The organism is Pseudomonas sp. GL_135 (genome assembly GCF_057834665.1).
This window is the reverse complement of the sequence record NZ_CM174408.1, coordinates 4,890,507-4,909,975: the sequence shown is the minus strand read 5'-3', so window position 1 is coordinate 4,909,975 and position 19,469 is coordinate 4,890,507. Positions and strand designations below refer to the sequence as shown.

Annotated in this window: 16 protein-coding genes; 3 read left to right on the top strand and 13 right to left on the bottom strand. The window is 60.5% G+C overall.

The window, feature by feature from the left end; all coding sequences use genetic code 11:
• Positions 1 to 216: 216 nt before the first annotated feature.
• The 3 genes from AC3ISG_RS21750 to AC3ISG_RS21740 are packed head-to-tail and all read left to right on the top strand — an operon-like array spanning position 217 to position 2,401.
• Positions 217 to 1,017 carry a hypothetical protein gene (locus AC3ISG_RS21750; RefSeq protein ID WP_489297942.1) on the top strand — a complete coding sequence of 267 codons (801 nt, stop codon included), beginning with the start codon at positions 217 to 219 and terminating at the stop codon, positions 1,015 to 1,017.
• Entirely contained in the window at positions 1,014 to 1,766 is a 753-nt protein-coding gene (locus AC3ISG_RS21745; RefSeq protein ID WP_489297941.1) for a hypothetical protein, read from the top strand. The genes AC3ISG_RS21750 and AC3ISG_RS21745 overlap by 4 nt, the downstream gene beginning before the upstream one ends.
• Entirely contained in the window at positions 1,763 to 2,401 is a 639-nt protein-coding gene (locus AC3ISG_RS21740) for a hypothetical protein (protein WP_489297940.1), read from the top strand. The genes AC3ISG_RS21745 and AC3ISG_RS21740 overlap by 4 nt, the downstream gene beginning before the upstream one ends.
• 7 nt (positions 2,402 to 2,408) lie before the next feature.
• Here AC3ISG_RS21740 and AC3ISG_RS21735 read toward each other — a convergent pair whose 3' ends face one another.
• The 13 genes from AC3ISG_RS21735 to AC3ISG_RS21675 all read right to left on the bottom strand — a co-directional run bounded on the left by AC3ISG_RS21735 (position 2,409) and on the right by AC3ISG_RS21675 (position 19,430).
• Complete coding sequence (locus AC3ISG_RS21735; RefSeq protein ID WP_122625668.1) at positions 2,409 to 3,005, bottom strand: MarC family protein; 597 nt, start codon at positions 3,003 to 3,005, stop codon at positions 2,409 to 2,411.
• A gap of 67 nt (positions 3,006 to 3,072) precedes the next feature.
• On the bottom strand, positions 3,073 to 5,859 hold the full coding sequence (locus AC3ISG_RS21730; RefSeq protein WP_489297939.1) for a hybrid sensor histidine kinase/response regulator: 2,787 nt from the start codon (positions 5,857 to 5,859) through the stop codon (positions 3,073 to 3,075).
• A gap of 125 nt (positions 5,860 to 5,984) precedes the next feature.
• The gene (gene purD, locus AC3ISG_RS21725; RefSeq protein WP_489297938.1) at positions 5,985 to 7,280 is read right to left on the bottom strand and encodes a phosphoribosylamine--glycine ligase; all 1,296 of its coding nucleotides are present in this window, start codon (positions 7,278 to 7,280) and stop codon (positions 5,985 to 5,987) included.
• 167 nt (positions 7,281 to 7,447) lie between these two features.
• Positions 7,448 to 9,055: a bifunctional phosphoribosylaminoimidazolecarboxamide formyltransferase/IMP cyclohydrolase gene (gene purH / locus AC3ISG_RS21720; RefSeq protein ID WP_205484859.1), complete on the bottom strand. Its 1,608-nt coding sequence runs from the start codon at positions 9,053 to 9,055 to the stop codon at positions 7,448 to 7,450.
• 78 nt (positions 9,056 to 9,133) lie between these two features.
• Positions 9,134 to 9,454 carry a DNA-binding transcriptional regulator Fis gene (gene fis, locus AC3ISG_RS21715; RefSeq protein ID WP_007907419.1) on the bottom strand — a complete coding sequence of 107 codons (321 nt, stop codon included), beginning with the start codon at positions 9,452 to 9,454 and terminating at the stop codon, positions 9,134 to 9,136.
• On the bottom strand, positions 9,451 to 10,464 hold the full coding sequence (gene dusB, locus AC3ISG_RS21710; protein ID WP_122533752.1) for a tRNA dihydrouridine synthase DusB: 1,014 nt from the start codon (positions 10,462 to 10,464) through the stop codon (positions 9,451 to 9,453). Before dusB ends, fis begins: the two co-directional genes overlap by 4 nt.
• A gap of 278 nt (positions 10,465 to 10,742) precedes the next feature.
• Entirely contained in the window at positions 10,743 to 12,134 is a 1,392-nt protein-coding gene (locus AC3ISG_RS21705; RefSeq protein ID WP_489297937.1) for a DUF3426 domain-containing protein, read from the bottom strand.
• 54 nt (positions 12,135 to 12,188) lie between these two features.
• Complete coding sequence (prmA, locus tag AC3ISG_RS21700) at positions 12,189 to 13,067, bottom strand: 50S ribosomal protein L11 methyltransferase (RefSeq protein ID WP_122533750.1); 879 nt, start codon at positions 13,065 to 13,067, stop codon at positions 12,189 to 12,191.
• A gap of 290 nt (positions 13,068 to 13,357) precedes the next feature.
• Positions 13,358 to 14,707 (bottom strand): acetyl-CoA carboxylase biotin carboxylase subunit, encoded by a 1,350-nt coding sequence (accC, locus tag AC3ISG_RS21695; protein ID WP_172610592.1) that lies wholly within the window; start codon positions 14,705 to 14,707, stop codon positions 13,358 to 13,360.
• A 17-nt stretch (positions 14,708 to 14,724) separates the two neighbouring features.
• Positions 14,725 to 15,180, bottom strand: coding sequence for an acetyl-CoA carboxylase biotin carboxyl carrier protein (accB, locus tag AC3ISG_RS21690; RefSeq protein WP_122533748.1), 456 nt, complete (start codon positions 15,178 to 15,180; stop codon positions 14,725 to 14,727).
• An 80-nt stretch (positions 15,181 to 15,260) separates the two neighbouring features.
• Positions 15,261 to 15,713 carry a type II 3-dehydroquinate dehydratase gene (gene aroQ / locus AC3ISG_RS21685; RefSeq protein ID WP_065987726.1) on the bottom strand — a complete coding sequence of 151 codons (453 nt, stop codon included), beginning with the start codon at positions 15,711 to 15,713 and terminating at the stop codon, positions 15,261 to 15,263.
• Positions 15,714 to 15,865: 152 nt separating this feature from the next.
• Positions 15,866 to 17,650, bottom strand: a complete 1,785-nt coding sequence (locus AC3ISG_RS21680) for a protein-disulfide reductase DsbD (protein ID WP_489297936.1) — start codon at positions 17,648 to 17,650, stop codon at positions 15,866 to 15,868.
• A 115-nt stretch (positions 17,651 to 17,765) separates the two neighbouring features.
• The gene (locus tag AC3ISG_RS21675; RefSeq protein ID WP_122533746.1) at positions 17,766 to 19,430 is read right to left on the bottom strand and encodes a response regulator; all 1,665 of its coding nucleotides are present in this window, start codon (positions 19,428 to 19,430) and stop codon (positions 17,766 to 17,768) included.
• Between the last annotated feature and the right edge of the window lie 39 nt (positions 19,431 to 19,469).

The window sequence follows — 19,469 nt, the reverse complement described above, 5'->3', positions numbered from 1 at the left end:
CGCCCGCTTCTGCAGCTTCCCATGGCGCCTTTCCTAACCCTTTGCTTTGATTGAATTTTGCTTCTCCCAGGCTTAGGGCACGGTGCAGCCGCTCCGTATCAACACTTGTCTGAATGTGCCGAACCGTCTCCCGTACCACGGGTGGCGCGCCGGGAAATGTTCGTTAATCTCGGAGGTGTCCACGACGGACCTACCCATCAGTTAAAGGATTGACGAATGAAACACGAAACAAGCATGACCTCCGCTGAACGTACCGCTTTCATCAACCATTGCGAGGTGGACAACTGCACCCACTCGTTGATCGAGCACGTCTCGGCAATGGATGTCCCGGTGCCACGCCTGCTGGAAGAGCCGGGCCAGGCTGCAGTTGTAGGCAGCAACTTGTTGGCCTTCGCAGAGGGCGTTTCGCGGCAGAACAAAGAAGACGTCATGGACTCCCTTCTGTTCGCGACGCTGGTCGCCAACAAAGCGTTCAACCCGGAGAAGCAAAGCGAGCAGTGGTACAAGCAGTACAACGATGTGTTGACGGCGCTGGGCTGGTTTTCCACCAACTGGAGGTACAGTCGCTATTACTCGACGCACCGTCGATTCAGCATGGAGCAAGCGGGGCTTGAGATCATCTCTTCCGCCATCGCAGCCGCGGCGCTGCCAGGTCCCGCTTCCGTCGCCATGTTGAAAGTCGCGGGTGATGCCGTGGCCGCGCTGAAGGCTCAGGAAAAACCGCTGCGAATTTTCGAGCGTCAGACCAAGACCCACCGTGGCGCGAATTTCCGCATCGGCGCCTGTTCCGAATCCAGCGACGGCACTGTCAATCTGGCAATGGGTGCGGTCAGTTTCTCCACCGATTCGGCCGTCACCAACGTCCTCTTCTGGGAATGGAACAGTGCTGAAGTCACCGCTTTCCGGGGTGAGAACCATCTGGTGCTGGACACACGCCTCTACGCGTCACTGCGTACACAGATCCGGCAGCGTTTGAACAAGAGCGCCTCCGCCGCCATCGAGGAATTCGAGATTTGATCAGTTGGCAGGAGGCGCTCGTCGCCTCCTTCTCAAGGAGATGTGCCATGCATCAGGGAATGATCGAAACGCAGGTCAGCGCAGGATGCTTGTTGTTCATGCACCGTGCCTGCACTGATCTACAGAAAAGTGACGCAGCTGATTGCGCACTCTATGCACAGCTTGCAGCGACCAAAAAACACCCCCGCTTCGCAGCATCCTCCGCGTGGAGCGACACCTGGCTGGCTGCCTTCATCCGCTTCGGCTGGGCGCTGAACACCCATGAAACGCTGAGTTGCACAGCGCTGGAGCTCGGGCCGGGTTCGGTGTGGACATGGGTGAAGAGCAACTGGCCGCTTTTCATGCCCAACGACATGTTGGTTGACGGAGAGTCTGTCCTGAAGCGCTCATTCTCAAGCCAGCCCATTCAGCCAGCGGTCGAACTGCTTGCCGGTCATGCGCTTGAACCGATCGTTCCGAAATCCGGCGATGTGCAACGTGGGCAGAAGGTGGTGCTGCAGATCGCTTTCCTGAACGAGAACGCAGCGCTGTCCGTTGTCCTCATCAGCTTTGCTCACCGGACTGCACTGAAGAATGACTTTCTGTTCGAAACACTGCATCCCGCCGACATCGTTGGCAATATCGACCTGCGCTTCTATTCGCTGCGGCTGATGGACCTGGTTTACACGCCCCTGCGCAAAAACGTCAGCCAGGCACTGGAAGACCGTCGCCCCACGTTAGTGTGTGCATTGGCAGGAGATGACACATGAGCGCTACAGGCGCGGTGGTTGGTAACGGTCTGGTGTCGTTGTCCGCCGATATCAAGAAGCAGGACCGCGCGGATCTATTTGACTGCCTGCTGCGAGCCGAGCGTGTGGCGGGTAAAGTCAGTCGGGATGAACATTTCACCTACTGGGCATACCGGTATGGCAAGGCACTGGAGCAGCGAAGCTTCAGGAAACTGAGCCCGATCATTCATGAACCGATGGTGATCGGGAACGCATCGGAACTGGAGGAAATCAGCTTCAGTGTTATCGAATCACGCGGCTCCGCTCGGTTGGCGCGACAGGCGAAGGCGTCGCTTCAGGCGATGCAGATTCACCACTACGCGGAGCACTTTTTTGAAAGCATCAACGGAAGCAGCGTCATCGCAGGTTTCCAGGTCATACCGTGCGCAGTGGATTCAACAGGTGCTGTGATGGTGCTGCTGTGCGGCATCCAGATGACAGGAATCGTCGAGACGCGGGATTTCGACTTCTGGTCTGACTCACGCAGTGAGCTGACATTGCGCATCACGGGAGGGGCCTATCGTTTTGATCGTAGAGACTATGCAAAGCATCGCGATGCGGTGGCAAGGGAGCTGGATGCCAATGGCGCGCGGGCTATCCAGACGTTTGCGCTTTGAGCGCGTCTCAGGTCAGCAGATAGCCTTTGATGCCCGTAAAAATGATCTGCGCAGCCAGTGCGCACACAAATAACCCCATCAGGCGGCTGACAATCTGTAGCCCCTGATCCCCCAAAATCCGCTCGATGCTGTTGGACAGATAAAGAATGACGCCGACGGTCAGACTGGCCAGCGCGATGCTGACGATGGCGGTGAGTTTGTCATCCCAGTGCGGCTGACTGATGCCCATGACCAGCAGCGCGCCAATGGTGCCCGGACCGACGGTGATGGGGATGGTCAGCGGCACGATGGCGACGTCCTGCTGAACGTTGTCGGTCTGCACGCCGGATTTGCCCTGGGCCATGGCCAGGGCTGAGATGAACAGCACGCTGCCGGCGCCTATTCTGAAGGCGTCGGCGGTGATGCCGAAGACCCCGAAAATCACCCGTCCGAACAGGTACAGCAAGACGCTGGAAACCAGAGTCGCCAGGGCGATTTTCCACGCCAGGTGCCGACGTTCCTTGCGCGAATAACCGCGGCTCAGGGAAATGAAACAGGACAGGACGAAGAATGGGCTATAGAGCACCAGCATCTTCAGGTAAACGCTGAACAGCACGTGAAGCATGGTTTGAGCTCATGGCAGCAGACTGGGACGGCGCCAAGTCTATCAGCCCGTCACGGCGACTTGGCGGTCAGTTTTGCTCATAACGGTCTTCGCCGCGGGTGGCCTCATCCCGAGCGCGTTGCTCCACCCAGTATTCGACCAGATCGCGTAGCTGTGACATCTCCACCGGCTTGGACATGTGGCCATCCATGCCGGACTGGCGTGCGCGATCCTTGTGCTCCGCCAGAATGTGCGCGGTCAAAGCCACCACAGGGGTGCGGATGCGTTGGTTGCCGGTTTCCCAGGCGCGGAACTGCTGCGTCGCCGAAAAGCCGTCGAGGATCGGCATTTCGCAGTCCATCAGCACCAGGTCATAGCGCTGGGTCTTCATCGCCAGCAGCGCTTCTTCGCCGTTGCTGGCGGTGTCCGGCTGCAGGTTGAGCTTGCCGAGCATGCCCCGAATGACCTTGGTGGAAATGCTGTTGTCTTCGGCGACCAGAATGCGGAAGTCGCTGGGCACGTTAATATCGCTGGTCAACCCGGGTACGACAGAGAAGGGCGCATTGCCTTTGTTGCGTTGATTGAGCTCGTCCGCCAGTGTCGTCTTCAACGTGTACCCGGCAACCGGTTTGGCGAGGATGCGTTTGACCCCTGCATTGCGCGCGATGATCTTGCTCGGCGCGTTGCTGATGCCCGTGAGCATGATCAGCAGAATGTCGTGGTTCAGGCTCGGGTCTTCCTTGATCTTGGCGGCCAGTTGCATGCCGGTCATGCCGGGCATGTTCTGGTCGAGCAGGACAATATCGAAATAGTCGCGCAAGTGAGCTTTTGTGCGCAGCAACGCCAGGGCCTCCTTGCCGGATGGCACTGCGCTGACGTTCAGCCCCCAGGCGCTGCACTGCTGGACCAGTACCTTGCGACAGGTGTCGTTGTCGTCGACCACCAGAACCCGCGCCCCTTGGAGCGGGCTGTCCAGATCAGCGGGCGGCTGCTCCAGTCGTTCGGCATCCAGAGGCAGGCTCAGCCACAGCGTGCTGCCCTGATTAGTGCCGCTCTGGATGCCGAACTCGCCGTTCATCAACAGGATCAGTTGCCGGGCAATGACCAGCCCCAAGTGACCGCCGACCTTGCTGGCCGCCAGGAAGTTCTTGCTATGCAGCTCGGCGTGCAGCAGCGCGTCCCGTTCCTTGGGCGTCAGCGGCGTGCCGCTGTCCTGCACGGCGATGCGCAGTCGTGGCTTGCCACCGCGAGAGTCGAGGGCGACGACCAACAGGATCTCGCCCTCGTCGGTCTTCTTTAATGCGTTCTCCAGCAAACTGAGCAGCGTCTGCCGCAGGCGTGTCGGGTCGCCGCTGATGACGCGCGGTACCTGGGGCTGGATGAAGCTGATCAACTCGACACTTTGCTGCTCGGCCTTGGCGCGGAAGATACTCAGGCAGTCTTCGATCATTGCGTTGAGATCGAACTGCACGTCGTCCAGCTCGATCTGCCCGGACTCCAGTTTGGTGATGTCGAGGATTTCGTTGATCAGGGTCAGCAGTTCATTGCCGGCGCTGTGAATGGTCTGCACATAATCGCGCTGTTTGACCGACAACGGCGTGCCCAGCAGCAGCTCGGTCATCCCCAGAACGCCGTTCATGGGGGTGCGAATTTCGTGACTGATCTTCGCCAGAAACTCGGCCTTGGCATTGATTTCTGCCGTGCTCGCCGCCAGCTCACGACTGATGCTGAAGTTGTCTTCGGTGATGCTGCGATGACGCTCGCTGAGGGCGATGCTCATCAGCAAGCCGCACAGGCAAAACACCGCCAGCACCCCGATGATCAGGGTCTGCGCAGGAATGCTCGTCAGCCAGAGCATGGCCGGCAGCACCACCAGGTTGCCGAGATTGAACGCGATCATGGCGATCACGAACGGCCGGGCAGGGGAGTAACCCTTCTGCAGGTGGTAGATCGAAACCAGCGTGATGCTGACCGTGGTCAGTGCCACCAGCAGGAACGTCATGATGTTCAGCGGCAGCGTTTCAACGAACAGCACCAGCAACGCGCCAAAGCCGACCACTAGCAGCACGCCCATCAGCAGCCGGTTGAGCATCTCGACCCCGCGCTGAATGAAGAAACAGTACGTGTACATCAGCCCCGTCGCGGCAGCGAGGAGCAGGGCGAGGTGAGCGCTTGGGGTCTGCGCCAAGTGCCAGCGCGGCAGCCACGGCGCCTGAAGGTTGAGCAACAGCAACGCGCTCAGCCCCAGAAACGCTTCACAGGCTGCCAGCCACAAGCTGCTGATCGAGCGGGACTGGGCGAACCGCGTTATGTTCTGCACGATCAACATGGCCAGTGAGCCGAAGAACAGACCGAGCAGCAGCGGTCGGCGCTCGTCTGCAGCGCTGGAGACCGCTGACTGCAAGGTGATGTTCGGGCGCAGTTCCTGCTCGGACCTGAGGCGCAAATACAGGTCGAGCGGCTTGTCGCTGTGGGGCACTGGCAGCAGAAAGTCCAGTGACGGCAGGGGCTGGGCTTCTCGCGGCACCCGGTTACCGGAGCGCGAGTGATCGATCAGGCTGTCGCCGTCGAGCACGTACATGTCCACGGTTGCCAAGTCCGGCGCGAAGATCCGCACCAGTTGTTCATGGGTGATCGGGGGCAGGCGATAGTGCAGCCACAGGGCGGCGTCGCGGTTGGTCGCGCGCACCTTGTCGAGTTCGACCGGGCTGAACTGTGATTCGTAATGGGGGGAGCGGATGTCGCTGAGATTCAGGTTCGCCTGATCGTCGACAAGGGTTGACCAGCCTGCACTGACCTCGGCGGTGGCCGAGGATATCCAGAGCAGGGTCAGCAATGTGACAGTCAAACGAGTGGCAATCCTGAGCCAGCGCACGGCGAAATCCCTTCGTGAATGAAGCCTGTTTAACTCTGGCGCACTGGCTGATTGCTCATCCTGGCCCTACCCGGCTAAAGCCGGTCCCACTGGCTGCCCCAGAGGAGCCGCCAGTGGGCCGAGATTCACGCCAGATCGTCGCCGCGTTCCCGGGCAATGGCGCGGTAGCCAATGTCCTTGCGGTAAAAACAACCTTGCCAGTCAATCTTTGCAGCCAGTGCATACGCTTGTTTCTGGGCATCGCCAACGGTGTCGCCCAGCGCTGTCGCGCACAACACCCGACCCCCGGAGGTCACGATGCGGCCATCCTGCAACGCCGTGCCGGCGTGAAACACTTTACCGGGCAACGCGGCCGCAGCGTCCAGCCCGTGAATCTCGTCGCCCTTGGCGTAGTCGGCCGGGTAACCGCCAGCTGCCAGCACAATCCCCAGACTCGGTCGCGGGTCCCAATGAGCATCCACTGTATCCAGCGTTTGCGCCAGAGCGGCTTCGACCAGCGCCACCAGGCTCGATTGCAGACGCAGCATCACCGGCTGGGTTTCAGGATCGCCAAAGCGGCAGTTGAACTCGATGACTTTGGGGTTGCCAGCCTTGTCGATCATCAGACCAGCATAGAGGAAACCGGTGTAAATGTTGCCCTCGGCAGCCATGCCCCTGACGGTCGGCCATATGACCTGATCCATCACGCGTTGGTGGACCTCGGCGGTGACCACCGGTGCCGGGGAGTACGCGCCCATGCCGCCGGTGTTCGGGCCGCTGTCACCGTCGCCGACGCGTTTGTGGTCCTGGCTGGTGGCCATGGGCAGCACGTTCTTGCCGTCGACCATGACGATGAAGCTGGCTTCTTCGCCATCGAGAAATTCTTCGATCACCACGCGTGAACCTGCGTCGCCGAAGGCATTGCCGGCGAGCATGTCACGCACGGCGTCTTCCGCTTCCGCGAGGGTCATTGCGACGATGACGCCTTTGCCCGCAGCCAGGCCGTCGGCCTTGATAACGATCGGCGCGCCTTTTTCCTGCAGGTACGCCAGAGCAGGTTCGATTTCGGTGAAGTTCTGGTAGTCGGCAGAGGGAATGTTGTGGCGCGCCAGGAAATCCTTGGTGAATGCCTTGGAGCCTTCCAGCTGCGCGGCGGCCTTGGTCGGCCCAAAGCACTTCAGGCCACGGGCGCGGAACAGATCAACGACACCGGCCACCAGCGGGACTTCCGGACCGACGATGGTCAGCGCGACGTTCTTCTCGGCGAAATCCGCCAGTTGCTCCAGCGCCAGTACGTCGATGGCAACGTTTTCGCACTTGGCTTCAGTGGCAGTGCCAGCATTGCCCGGGGCGACGAAGACTTTCTCGACACGAGCGTCCTGCGCGACCTTCCAGGCCAGAGCGTGTTCACGGCCACCGCTGCCAATGATTAAAATATTCAAAGAAAGACTCCTTCGGAGAAGCTGCAAGCTACAAGCGGCAAGTAAAAGCGAATAGCACAACTCTTAATCACGGCTCATTGCTCTGAATTAATAAGACTGCAAGGGCGAGTAAAGCGACGCGACTCTGCTTTTACTTACCGCTTGCAGCTTGATGCTTGCCGCTGCACTCAGTGCCTGAAATGGCGCATGCCGGTGAAGACCATCGCGATACCGGCTTCGTCCGCTGCGGCGATCACTTCAGCGTCGCGCATCGAGCCGCCTGGCTGGATCACTGCCGTGATGCCGACCTTGGCCGCGTTGTCGATGCCGTCGCGGAACGGGAAGAACGCATCGGAAGCCATGACGGCCCCCTGCACCTGCAAACCGGCGTGTTCGGCCTTGATCGCGGCAATGCGCGCGGAGTTCACGCGGCTCATCTGGCCCGCGCCGACGCCGATGGTCTGGCGATTCTTGGCGTAGACGATGGCGTTGGACTTCACGTACTTGGCGACTTTCCAGGCGAAGATCAGGTCGTGGACTTCCTGCTCGGTCGGCGCGCGCTGGGTGACCACTTTAAGGTCGTCGGCGCCGATCATGCCGATGTCGCGGCTCTGCACCAGCAGGCCGCCGTTGACCCGCTTGTAATCCCAGGCTGGCGCGCGTTCTGCGTCCCACTGGCCGCTGGTCAACAGGCGCACGTTGGCTTTGCTGGCAATGATGGCCTGGGCTTCGGCGCTGACGCTCGGGGCGATGATCACTTCGACGAACTGACGCTCAACGATGGCCTTGGCCGTCTCGGCATCCAGTTCACGGTTGAAGGCGATAATGCCGCCGAACGCCGATTCGCTGTCAGTGGCATAGGCCAGCTCGTAGGCCTGACGAATGCCGCCTTCCGCGTCCGGGCTTACTGCAACGCCGCACGGGTTGGCGTGCTTGACGATCACGCACGCGGGTTTGACGAAGCTCTTCACGCACTCAAGCGCCGCGTCGGTATCGGCGACGTTGTTGTAGGAAAGCTCTTTGCCTTGCAGTTGGGTCGCGGTGGCGATACCCACTTCGGCAGGCTTGGCTTCAACGTAGAACGCCGCGCTCTGATGCGGGTTCTCGCCGTAGCGCATTTCCTGCGCCTTGACGAACTGAGTGTTGAAGGTGCGCGGGAATTCACTGCGGCCTTCGGTGCTCAGGGTTTCAGCGGATTGGTCAACGCTGCCCAGGTAGTTGGCGATCATGCCGTCGTAGGCTGCGGTGTGCTCGAAGGCCTTGAGCATCAGGTCAAAGCGCTGCGCGTAGGTCAGACCGCCGGCCTTGAGGCTTTCCAGCACGTTGGTGTAATCGCTGGCGTTGACGACGATGGCAACGTCTTTATGGTTTTTAGCGGCGGAGCGCACCATGGTCGGGCCGCCGATATCGATATTTTCGATGGCGGTCGGCAGGTCGCAGCCCGGCTTGGAAACTGTCGCTTCGAACGGATAGAGATTCACGGCGACCAGGTCGATCGGCTTGATGCCATGTTCGCTCATGATGGCGTCGTCGATGCCGCGACGGCCCAGGATGCCGCCGTGGATCTTCGGGTGCAGTGTCTTGACCCGGCCGTCCATCATTTCAGCGAAGCCCGTGTAGTCGGCGACTTCTACTGCGGCAACGCCGTTGTCCTTGAGCAGCTTGAACGTACCACCAGTGGAGAGGATCTCGACACCGAGGGCTTCGAGTTCACGCGCGAATTCAAGAATACCGGTCTTGTCGGATACGCTGATCAAGGCGCGGCGGATCGGCAGGCGGGTCGTCTGGTCGGTCATCTCAACTTCCATCAAAAGCAAAAGAATTTTGCAAAAAAAACGACCGCATTGAGGTGAGGTCGCTTGTTTTTCGGATGCTTACAGCAGGTCGTACTGCTTGAGTTTCTTGCGCAGGGTGCCGCGATTCAGCCCCAGCAGCTCGGAGGCCTTGGTCTGATTGCCCTTCACGTAGTTCATTACGCACTCGAGCAACGGCGCCTCGACTTCCGAGAGCACCAGGTTGTAGACATCAGTGACGGCCGCACCTTCCAGATGAGCGAAGTAGTTGTGCAACGCCTTCTCGACGCTTCCGCGCAGGGTCTGACCCTCTTCGCTCGGCGTATTGAGGTGTTGTTTCAAATTGACGTTGTCGCTCACGGGTGTTGTTCCACTCACTAAAGTCTCAGTCATCATCGTCATGCGGCCACCTCTTCTTCGTTCCCTGCTGGGCGGGATTTATCGCGCTGGGAAAAGAACTCCCGAACGTTGGCGCACTGTGCTTCTGTATCGTCCAAACGGTTGAAAAGGGCGCGAAACTCCCTGGCGCCCGGCAACGTTGCGAGGTACCAGCCGACGTGTTTGCGGGCGATTCTCACGCCCATCACGTCGCCATAGAACGTGTGAAGCGCAGCCAGATGCTCTAGCAGAATGCGTTCCACTTCACCGACAGGCAGGCCCGGAAGTTTTTCCCCGGTCTGCAGGTAGTGTTCTATCTCGCGAAAAATCCATGGGCGCCCCTGGGCAGCCCGGCCAATCAACAGCCCGTCGGCGCCGGTCGCGTCAAGGACGTAGCGGGCCTTTTCCGGTGAATCGATGTCGCCGTTGGCAAATACCGGGATAGACACCGCCTGCTTGATGGCGGCGATGGTGTCGTACTCGGCTTCACCAGTGTAGAGATCGGCACGGGTTCGCCCGTGCACCGCCAGTGCCTGAATGCCGGCTTGTTCGGCAATTCTGGCGACGGTCAGACCGTTCTTGTTCGCCCGGTCCCAGCCGGTGCGAATCTTCAGCGTGACCGGTACCTCGACTGCCGCAACCACTGCGTGCAGGATTTCGGTCACCAACTGTTCATCTTTCAACAGCGCTGAGCCGGCGGCCTTGTTGCAGACCTTTTTTGCCGGGCACCCCATGTTGATGTCGATGATCTGCGCGCCGAGTTCGACGTTGGCGCGTGCTGCGTCCGCAAGCATCTGCGGGTCCCCGCCAGCGATCTGTACCGAGCGGGGCTCGGGATCGCCTTCGTGAATCATGCGCAACCGCGACTTGCGGCTGTTCCAGAGGCTCATGTCGCTGGTGACCATTTCCGAGACCACCAGGCCTGCGCCGAGCTGGCGACAGAGTTGTCGGAAGGGCTGGTCCGTGACACCCGCCATCGGGGCGAGAATCAAGCCGTTTTGCAATGTGTAAGGGCCGATGCGTACCGCCGACATAGGGTGACCTGTTGTGGGGCCGAATCACGAGGTCTGGTCCGAAAAGTGCTTCAGCGCCAATTCAGACGGGACCCAGAGTATGAAAAAGGGTGGGCATGATACCCGCTCTCGATGACTGGATAAAGGCTGATATTGGATAAAATCTGAACAGCTCCGTTCTTATCGCAAACGTTTAGGTTTAGACCGGAATTGTCATAAAAGCGTCGTCGAAATTCGGGCATCTCCTCCCGCGCAGGGTGCTGCATTTCGGTGCGGAGAAACCGGTGTGCGTGACGTCTTTACTCCGGCGAGCGGAAGCTGAGGCTGTAGTTCGCCGCTTTTGGGCCCGGGTCGAGGATGTCCAGTGCGATGTGAATCGGCGTCTGCGGCGGCATCTCGTCCTTGCCCGCCAGCTCTCCGCTCAGGTACTCGCCCGGTTTGAATCGACGGCTGGCGATCAGTTGACCGCTCGCATCGGCAAAGCGCAGTTCCAGCAGCGGGAAGGGCTGTGAAAAGGACGCTCGGTTATAGATGATCGCGTCGACGACCAGAGCCCCCTGAAATTCGGGGTGGCTACGCACGACAAGGTTGCTGCTCTTGAGCAGTTTGATATCGACCTTGGACGGGACCTTGCAGCCGAGGGTCGGGCACAGCTCCATGAAGAGGGGACGGTACTGATCCTGCCGCGCCAGTTCTTCGAAGTGGTACGCAACGTACTGCCCGGCCAGTGCGCCCAGCGCAATCAGGATGAACAGCACCCACAGCAGACGTCGACCCCGGCGCGGTTTGGGCTTTTGCCAGGACAGCTGCAGCGGGTCATCCGTAATGTCGACCAGCGCTCTGTCCCGCAGGCCCGGTTCGTTGCGGCCGCCACGCTTGCCGTCGGTAGCAGCGCGCGGGGCCTCGTCGTGCTCATCATCATCGTGACGTGCGCTGAGGTGATCCTGATCGTCGTGGGTATCCAGGGCGGAAAAGCGTTCCGACGACGGTTCATCGTCGGGTTCTGTTTGATGCTTGAACGAGTGGGGGCGAGCCGGTTCGTCATTCAGGTCGTCCAGATCGTCCGGAGTCCGCGAGAATGATGGCTCGGTACGATGGCGGTCGTGCTGATTGACGGGCTCTTCCAGCGGGCCTTCGTCTATCGAGTGGTCGGTATGCTCCTCGCGGTCCTCGACGACTTCGGCGCGCAGTTCGGGCAGCCGGTCGACATCGTCGTGGCTCATGCCGTGGGCCCACGACTCCTGCGCGACGTCAGGCTCGTCGCGCCGGGCGCTGAAGGACTCGACTTCGTCGTGATCACGCGTCTTGCTGACCCGCCCGAAAGACTCGGGCCGCTGAATCTCGCGCTGTTCGAGACGAGCCAGTTCCACGTCAAGATCGTCCAGATCCAGGCTGTCCAGGTCCACATCACGCTCTTCACGCCTGACCGGCAGCGGCGCTGGCTGGGTCACGACGAGTGACTGAGGCGCCAGGATTTCAGGTTTTTTCTCGGCGCTCTCGGGGTTGGGTCCCGACGTCAGCGGCGCTTCCGGTGTCTTCCCGCCGCGTTGTTCCAGCAACTGTTTCGCGGCGTTGAACACCTGCAGGCATGAGCCACAGCGCACCATGCCTCGGGCCACGCTCAACTGAGCGTGGCTGACGCGGAAACTGGTCTGGCAATGCGGGCACTGAGTGACGAAGCTGTCGGTCATGCGGGTATCCGGGTTAAAGAGCGCCTGATGGTTGGATCTTAGGGCAACTGGCTGTCAGCGGCGACGACCGGTGATCCGTACCCAGCCCTCGCGGTTGGCGATCGGGTCCAGTTCGAACGCGTCGGCGTAAGCAGCAGCGACTTCTTCGCCTTGCTCGGCAAGAATGCCTGACAGCGCCAGGCGGCCACCGGTTTTGACCAGGCTCGCCAACTGCGGCGCCAGAGAAACCAGCGGACCCGCCAGGATGTTGGCCACCAGCACGTCGGCCTGTACCTGGGGCAGGTCTTCAGGCAAGTACAGTGGGAATTTCTCGGCCGGGACGTTGTTGCGACCGGCGTTGTCGCGCGAGGCTTCGAGGGCCTGGACGTCGATGTCGGTGCCGACCGCCTGTTCGGCGCCCAACAGCAGCGCGGCGATGGCGAGGATGCCGGAACCGCAGCCGAAATCCAGCACGTTGCAGCCGGCGAGGTCCTGGCCGTCCAGCCACTCAAGGCACAGCGCGGTGGTCGGATGGGTACCGGTGCCGAACGCAAGGCCCGGATCGAGCAACAGATTCACCGCTTCGGGTTCCGGCGCGGCGTGCCAGCTCGGTACGATCCACAGGCGCTGGCCGAAGCGCATCGGGTTGAAGTTGTCCATCCAGCTGCGTTCCCAGTCCTGATCTTCGATCACTTCATGGGTGTGTTCCGGCAGCTCGGCGTCGGTGAGCAGCCGCAGGTGAGCGAGCACGTGATCGGCATCTGTATCGGCTTCGAACAATGCCAGCAGGTGCGTGTGCGACCACAGCGGCGTGGTGTTCAGCTCTGGCTCGAAGATCGGCTGGTCTTCAGCGTCCATGAACGTCACCGATACGGCGCCGACTTCGAGCAGGGCGTCTTCGTAGGTTTCGGCTTGTTCTGGGCTAATGGCGAGACGGACTTGCAGCCAAGGCATGGCGGATGACCTTCGAGTTGAAAAATTGAAAGGCGGCCGACGGCCACGAAAGACCGGCAAGTTTACGGGGTTCGCGGGGAAACAACAAAGAGGGTGTGGCGATCTGTGGCGTGCCTGTGATTCTGGTGGGGTGTTGAATCGGTAGGACCGGCTTCAGCCGGGAAGGCGTCGGGCGTCTCACCGCAAATGGTATGCCGATCACATCGACCTGTTCCCGGCTAAAGCCGGTCCTACTGAACAACAAAGCCGCTCGAGAGCGGCTTTGTTGATCTGCAGCACTTACTGGCGGATCAATGCTTGTCAGCAGCCAGTTTGTGTTCCAGGTAGTGGATGTTGACGCCGCCTTCGCAGAAGCCTTCATCGCGGGTCAGATCACGGTGCAGCGGGATGTTGGTCTTGATGCCGTCGACCACGATTTCATCCAGGGCGTTACGCATGCGCGCCATGGCTTCATCGCGAGTTGCGCCCCAGGTGATCAGCTTGCCGATCAACGAGTCGTAGTTGGACGGAACCTTGTAGCCGCTGTACAGGTGCGAATCCACACGCACGCCGTTGCCGCCAGGCGCGTGGAAATGCTTGACCAGGCCCGGGCTCGGGACGAAGGTCTTCGGATCTTCGGCGTTGATCCGGCATTCCAGCGCGTGCCCGGTGATGACCACGTCATCCTGGGTGTACGACAGCTTGTTGCCGGCGGCGATGCTGAGCATCTCCTTGACGATGTCGATGCCGGTGACCATTTCCGAAACCGGGTGCTCCACCTGAACACGGGTGTTCATTTCGATGAAGTAGAAGCGGCCGTTCTCGTACAGGAACTCGAACGTGCCGGCGCCACGGTAGCCGATGTCGATGCATGCTTTGACACAGGCCGCGAACACGTCCTTGCGGGCTTGTTCGTCGATGAATGGCGCCGGCGCTTCTTCCAGGACCTTCTGGTGACGGCGCTGCAAGGAGCAGTCGCGGTCGCCCAGATGTATCGCCTGGCCCTGGCCGTCGGAAATCACCTGCACTTCCACGTGACGTGGGTTGGTCAGGTATTTCTCGAGGTAGACCATTGGGTTGCTGAACCAGGCAGCCGCTTCAGCACGGGTCTGCTTGGCCGCTTCGATCAGGTCTTCTTCCTTGTGCACCACACGCATGCCGCGACCACCGCCGCCGCCAGCGGCCTTGATGATCACCGGATAGCCGACTTCGCGGCCAATGCGCAATGCCGTTTCTTCGTCTTCCGGCAGCGGGCCGTCGGAACCGGGAACGGTCGGCACCTTGGCAAGCTTCATGGCGTCCTTGGCGGACACCTTGTCGCCCATCAGGCGAATGGTTTCGGCTTTCGGGCCAATGAACGCGAAGCCGGATTTCTCGACCTGCTCGGCAAAGTCTGCGTTTTCCGCGAGGAAACCGTAGCCCGGGTGAATCGCCGTGGCGCCAGTCAACTCCGCAGCCGAAATGATGGCCGGAATGTTCAGGTACGACAGATTGGCTGGCGCCGGGCCGATGCAGACGGTTTCGTCTGCCAGGCCAAGGTGCATCAGCTCACGGTCTGCCGTGGAATGGACCGCGACGGTCTTGATGCCCAGTTCTTTACAGGCACGCAAGATGCGCAAGGCGATTTCGCCGCGGTTGGCGATCAGGACTTTTTCCAACATCGCAGGCTCTCCCCGGTTCAAACGATGGTGAACAGCGGCTGGTCATACTCAACCGGCTGACCGTTTTCTACCAGGATGGATTCGATCGTGCCGCTGATTTCGGCTTCGATGTGGTTCATCATTTTCATCGCTTCAACGATGCAGATGGTGTCGCCTTTCTTGACGGTCTTGCCGACTTCAACGAACGCTGGCGAGCCAGGCGCCGGGGTGCGGTAGAACGTACCGACCATTGGCGACTTGATGACATTGCCGGCGTGCTGTGGAGCAGCAGGTGCTTCAGCGGCGGCGGCCACTGGCGCTGCAACAGGGGCAGGTGCCGGAGCGGCGACCGGAGCCGGCGCGTAGTACTGCTGTGCTGGAGTCTTGCTGTGACGGCTGATCCGCACGGATTCTTCGCCTTCACGGATTTCCAATTCGTCGATGCCGGACTCTTCCAGCAATTCGATCAGTTTCTTGACTTTACGGATATCCATTAATCATCAACTCCCAAGGGACGGTCAGGGGGATTTGGTAGCCGGTTCCGGCGGTCTGGCTCAGTACGGGACTGTGCCGTTCACGCCTCCGAACGCTTGGCCAATTGTTCCAGGGCGGCCTCCAGGGCCAGTCGGTAACCGCTGGCGCCAAGGCCGCAGATCACGCCTACAGCAACATCTGAAAAGTAGGAGTGATGGCGGAAAGGTTCGCGCTTGTGCACGTTTGACAGGTGCACTTCGATGAATGGGATGCTCACTCCCAGCAGCGCGTCACGTATCGCAACGCTTGTGTGCGTAAAAGCAGCCGGATTGATCAGGATGAAGTCCACGCCTTCATCGCGTGCAGCGTGGATGCGGTCGATCAACTCGTATTCAGCGTTGCTCTGCAGGTACATCAGATGGTGACCGGCTTCGCGGGCACGCTGTTCCAGATCCTGGTTGATGTCGGCCAACGTGATCGAGCCATAGATCCCCGGTTCGCGGGTACCCAGCAGGTTCAGGTTAGGTCCGTGAAGAACCAGAAAAGTCGCCATCGAGTGTTCCTTGTTGTTCGCGTTTTCGACGCTCACGCACAGAGTGAGCCGCTGATGGGCAGCGACTATGCCGGAAAGTACGATGGACTGTCCAGTTACCCACAATATTCAGCACGATGCCCGATGTTCGCGCGAAGTTTGTGACTCCAGCGCTAAATTTGGTCATTTGCTCTAGAAAGCCGCTCTGCGAACGCTTCGACGTCAATTTCGCCGACGACACGCGCGTTTCGAAGCTCGTTGCCGTTTTTTCCGAAGAACAGCAGTGCGGGAGGGCCAAACAGTTTGTAGCGATCCAGCAAGGCGCGTTGCTCGGCGTTGCTGTCGGTCATGTCGAAGCGGATCAGCCTGAAACCGCTCAACTGACTGACGACTTTCGGATCAGGGAGAACCTCGTGCTCGATGACCTTGCAACTGATGCACCAGTCGGCGTACCAGTCGACCAGAACGGGTTGGCCCGCGCTTTTGGATTCCGCAAGGATTTGGTCCAGTTCACTGGGCTGAGTCACGGTCTGCCAGTGGCTTTCTGACGCAGGTGGAGCAGAGGCAGAAATGATCCGGGATTGACCCAGCGGTCGCAGCGGGTCCGTCTGACCACTCAGTGCCCCGTACCAGCACGCGAGGGCGTAAACCAGCAAGAACAAGCCGAGCAATTGAGCGAGGCGCGCGCGTGTGGTCTTTTCGCCGAACTCCAGCGCGCCTAGGAAGATCGCAACGCCGGCCCCCAGTAGCCCGATCAACAGCAGCGTGGCTTGCCCCGGAATCACCCGACTGAGCAAGCCGATTGATAGCGCCAGCAACAGCACGCCGATCGCATTCTTCACCGAGACCAACCACGGTCCGCTTTTCGGTAGCCACGCCGCGCCGCCCGTTGCCACCAGCACCAGCGGCGCACCCATGCCCAGGCCCAGGACGAACAGCTTCAGAGCACCACCCGCCGCATCGCCGCTGGCGCTTATATAAAGCAGCGCACCGGCCAGTGGCGCCGAGACACAGGGCGACACCAACAGGCTCGACACCACGCCCAGAACTGCCGCTCCCCACAGAGACCCGCCTTGGGTATTGCCAGCGATGCGGTCCAGCCGGTCATTGAGGGCACGGGGCAGGCGCAGCTCGAACGCGCCGAACATGGCGATAGCGAAGAGCGCAAAGAACCCGGCAAACGGCACGAGGACCCACGCCGATTGCAGACGTGCTTGCAGATTGAGGCTGGCGCCAAAGATGCCCATCAGTGCGCCGAGGATGGCGAAGCAGATCGCCATCGGCAGCACGTAGGCCAGGGACAAAGAGAAACCGCGCAGCCCGCCGATCTGCCCACGCAGGACGACACCCGACAGAATCGGCAGCATCGGTAACACGCACGGCGTGAATGTCAGACCGACGCCGGCGAGGAAAAACAGGGCCAGTTGTTTCCAGCTGAATTCGACGTTGGTGACATCGCCCGCGAGTGGGGTATCGGACGCTGCGGGGCTCGCGCCGCCAATGCTCAGTCGCTCGGTTTCGGGCGGGTAGCAGAGCCCTTTGTCTGCGCAGCCCTGGTAGGTGACGACAAGCGTGAAAGGGCGGGTGTCCCCGGCTTTGCGCGGCAGGTTGACGTCGAGGATGCCGTGATAGACCTCGACGTCGCCAAAATACTCGTCGTGTTTCTTTTCGCCATCAGGCAGTTGCGCGGCGCCGAGGCCGATGTCGGCGGGTTCGGTGCGGAACTGAAAGCGATGGCGATAAAGGTAGTAGCCTTCGGTGGCGACGAACTGCAGCTTGATAGACTCCGGAGTGGTGTCGCTGAGGTTCAACTGGAACGCCTGGCGAACCGGGAGAAAATCCTTGCTGTTGTCGACTGATGCGCTGCCCAGTGTAGGACTTGATCTGTTCTCCAGAAAGCTCGCGCCGACGGCGGGCAGGGCACAGATCAGCAGTAACAGACAAAGCAGGCGGCGCATGGCGGTCTCGCATCACAGAAGTCCGCGCATGATAGCGGAGTGGCTGCGGGCGTGCAGGGAGGGCTAGCGTTCTTCGGTCTGAACTTCGGTCTGAAAATGAGGTAGGAAGCAGCAGTCAAACAGTGTCCGGCTGGGGGTGTTTGCTTGATGGCGACGCTGCAACGCGCTCCGTCAGCCCATGCACTTGATTGCGGCCTGCCTTTTTTGCGCGGTACAGCGCTTCGTCTGCCTGCGACGCCATCATCAGCGCGTCGTCGTCTTCTGCGATCTCCACGACCCCGGCGCTGAACGTGCAGAACAGATCCACAGGTTGCGCAGGGTAATGAATTTCGGCGAAACGCTGGCGGATTTCGTCGAGCAAACCGTGGGCGTCTGCCAGATCAGTGTCCGGCATGACCACGGCAAACTCCTCACCACCGTAGCGACCGATGTAGTCGGTTTTGCGCAGGCGCTGCTTGAGGAACAGCGCCAGGCTTTTGATGACGCGGTCGCCCATGGGATGGCCGTGGCTGTCGTTGACCCTCTTGAAGTGGTCGATGTCCAGCATGGCAAAGCTCAAAGGCTTGTTCTCACGCCGCGCGCGGAAGCTGGAATCTTCGAGCAATTGCAGGATGTGGGTGTGGTTGTACAGGCCGGTCAGGCTGTCGCGGACCATGCGCGCTTTAAGGCTGCGCGCCCGTGCCGCGCGATTGCGCACGGTGGTGATCAAGTGGCGAGCCTTGATCGGCTTTGTGAGAAAGTCGTCGCCGCCCTCGCTCATCGCATCCAGCTGTTTATCCAGATCGTCTTCGGCCGAAAGGTAAATGATCGGCACACTGACGTAGCGGTCATTGTGGCGGATCACCTTGGCCAACTCGGTGCCGGTGCAGGCTGGCATGTACATGTCGAGGATGATCAGGTCAGGCTGAAAGTCGGCCAGCTCTGACATGGTCTTGATCGGGTCGAGCAGGGTGCGGGTGACGATGCCGGCGCCGTTGAGCAAGCGCTCGGTGTGCGTCGCCTGGGCGCGCGAGTCGTCGATGATCAGCACCTTGTACGGTGCGTATTGCGCGACCCGGGTCAGGATTTCGATCTTCTCCAGCAGACTGGACGCCTCAAGCGTGCCGGTCAGGAACTCTTCGCCACCGGCGCGCACGGCGGCAAGGCGCGTGGGCGTGTCCGTCTCGTGATGGCTGAAAAACAGCAGCGGTAGTTTTTGCTCCAGTCCTTCCTGCATCCGGGTAGCGAGCTTCAGGCCCTGGCCCGCGCCACCGAAGTCCACATCCATGACGACGGCGGCGGGCAAGCGTTCGGCCATGGTCATGTGGAAGGCCTCAATGCTTGCGAAGGACTGCGCGCTCAAGCCGAAGAATTCCAGCTGCCTGGCCAGACGCTCGCTGCGTTCATGATCCTGCAGCGCGAGGTAGATTGGCTTTCGCAGGGGCGGCAGGGCGGTCTGCTCCAGACGGTCGCCATGCCGGAGGCCGGTGCGGGACAGACGTTGCATCAGGCGATTGAGGTCGGTAATCAGGGCGCTGCTCAACCGTCCACGGTTGGCCTCGACGTCGAGCAATGCCAAGTCGATCGCGGTAGCCAGTTGCGTGTGTTCGGCTTGCTCGAAACGTTCGGCGAATCGCAGCAGCCGCCGGTTGGCCTCGATGAGTTCAGCCATGTCCGCTGCCGACCATTCACTTTGCTGCAGGCGTTGCCACACCTCAAGAATCTGGCGAGCCTGATGAATTACCCGCTGGGCAAAGTGGTGTTTGAGCCGGTCCCGGCTTGGATCTGCTGCTTCGGTCATGCTCTGACTTCTTGAATGGGGAAACCCCAATACCAATGC

Bases quoted from the DNA above. Each gene is read 5' to 3' on its own strand.
- AC3ISG_RS21705 (WP_489297937.1), bottom strand. From the start codon at position 12,134: ATGACCGACAGCTTCGTCACTCAGTGCCCGCATTGCCAGACCAGTTTC.
- AC3ISG_RS21680 (WP_489297936.1), bottom strand. From the start codon at position 17,650: ATGCGCCGCCTGCTTTGTCTGTTACTGCTGATCTGTGCCCTGCCCGCC.
- fis (WP_007907419.1), bottom strand. From the start codon at position 9,454: ATGACGATGATGACTGAGACTTTAGTGAGTGGAACAACACCCGTGAGC.
- AC3ISG_RS21735 (WP_122625668.1), bottom strand. From the start codon at position 3,005: ATGCTTCACGTGCTGTTCAGCGTTTACCTGAAGATGCTGGTGCTCTAT.
- prmA (WP_122533750.1), bottom strand. From the start codon at position 13,067: ATGCCTTGGCTGCAAGTCCGTCTCGCCATTAGCCCAGAACAAGCCGAA.
- accB (WP_122533748.1), bottom strand. From the start codon at position 15,180: ATGGATATCCGTAAAGTCAAGAAACTGATCGAATTGCTGGAAGAGTCC.
- purH (WP_205484859.1), bottom strand. From the start codon at position 9,055: ATGACCGACCAGACGACCCGCCTGCCGATCCGCCGCGCCTTGATCAGC.
- AC3ISG_RS21740 (WP_489297940.1), top strand. From the start codon at position 1,763: ATGAGCGCTACAGGCGCGGTGGTTGGTAACGGTCTGGTGTCGTTGTCC.
- aroQ (WP_065987726.1), bottom strand. From the start codon at position 15,713: ATGGCGACTTTTCTGGTTCTTCACGGACCTAACCTGAACCTGCTGGGT.
- accC (WP_172610592.1), bottom strand. From the start codon at position 14,707: ATGTTGGAAAAAGTCCTGATCGCCAACCGCGGCGAAATCGCCTTGCGC.
- AC3ISG_RS21750 (WP_489297942.1), top strand. From the start codon at position 217: ATGAAACACGAAACAAGCATGACCTCCGCTGAACGTACCGCTTTCATC.
- AC3ISG_RS21675 (WP_122533746.1), bottom strand. From the start codon at position 19,430: ATGACCGAAGCAGCAGATCCAAGCCGGGACCGGCTCAAACACCACTTT.
- dusB (WP_122533752.1), bottom strand. From the start codon at position 10,464: ATGTCGGCGGTACGCATCGGCCCTTACACATTGCAAAACGGCTTGATT.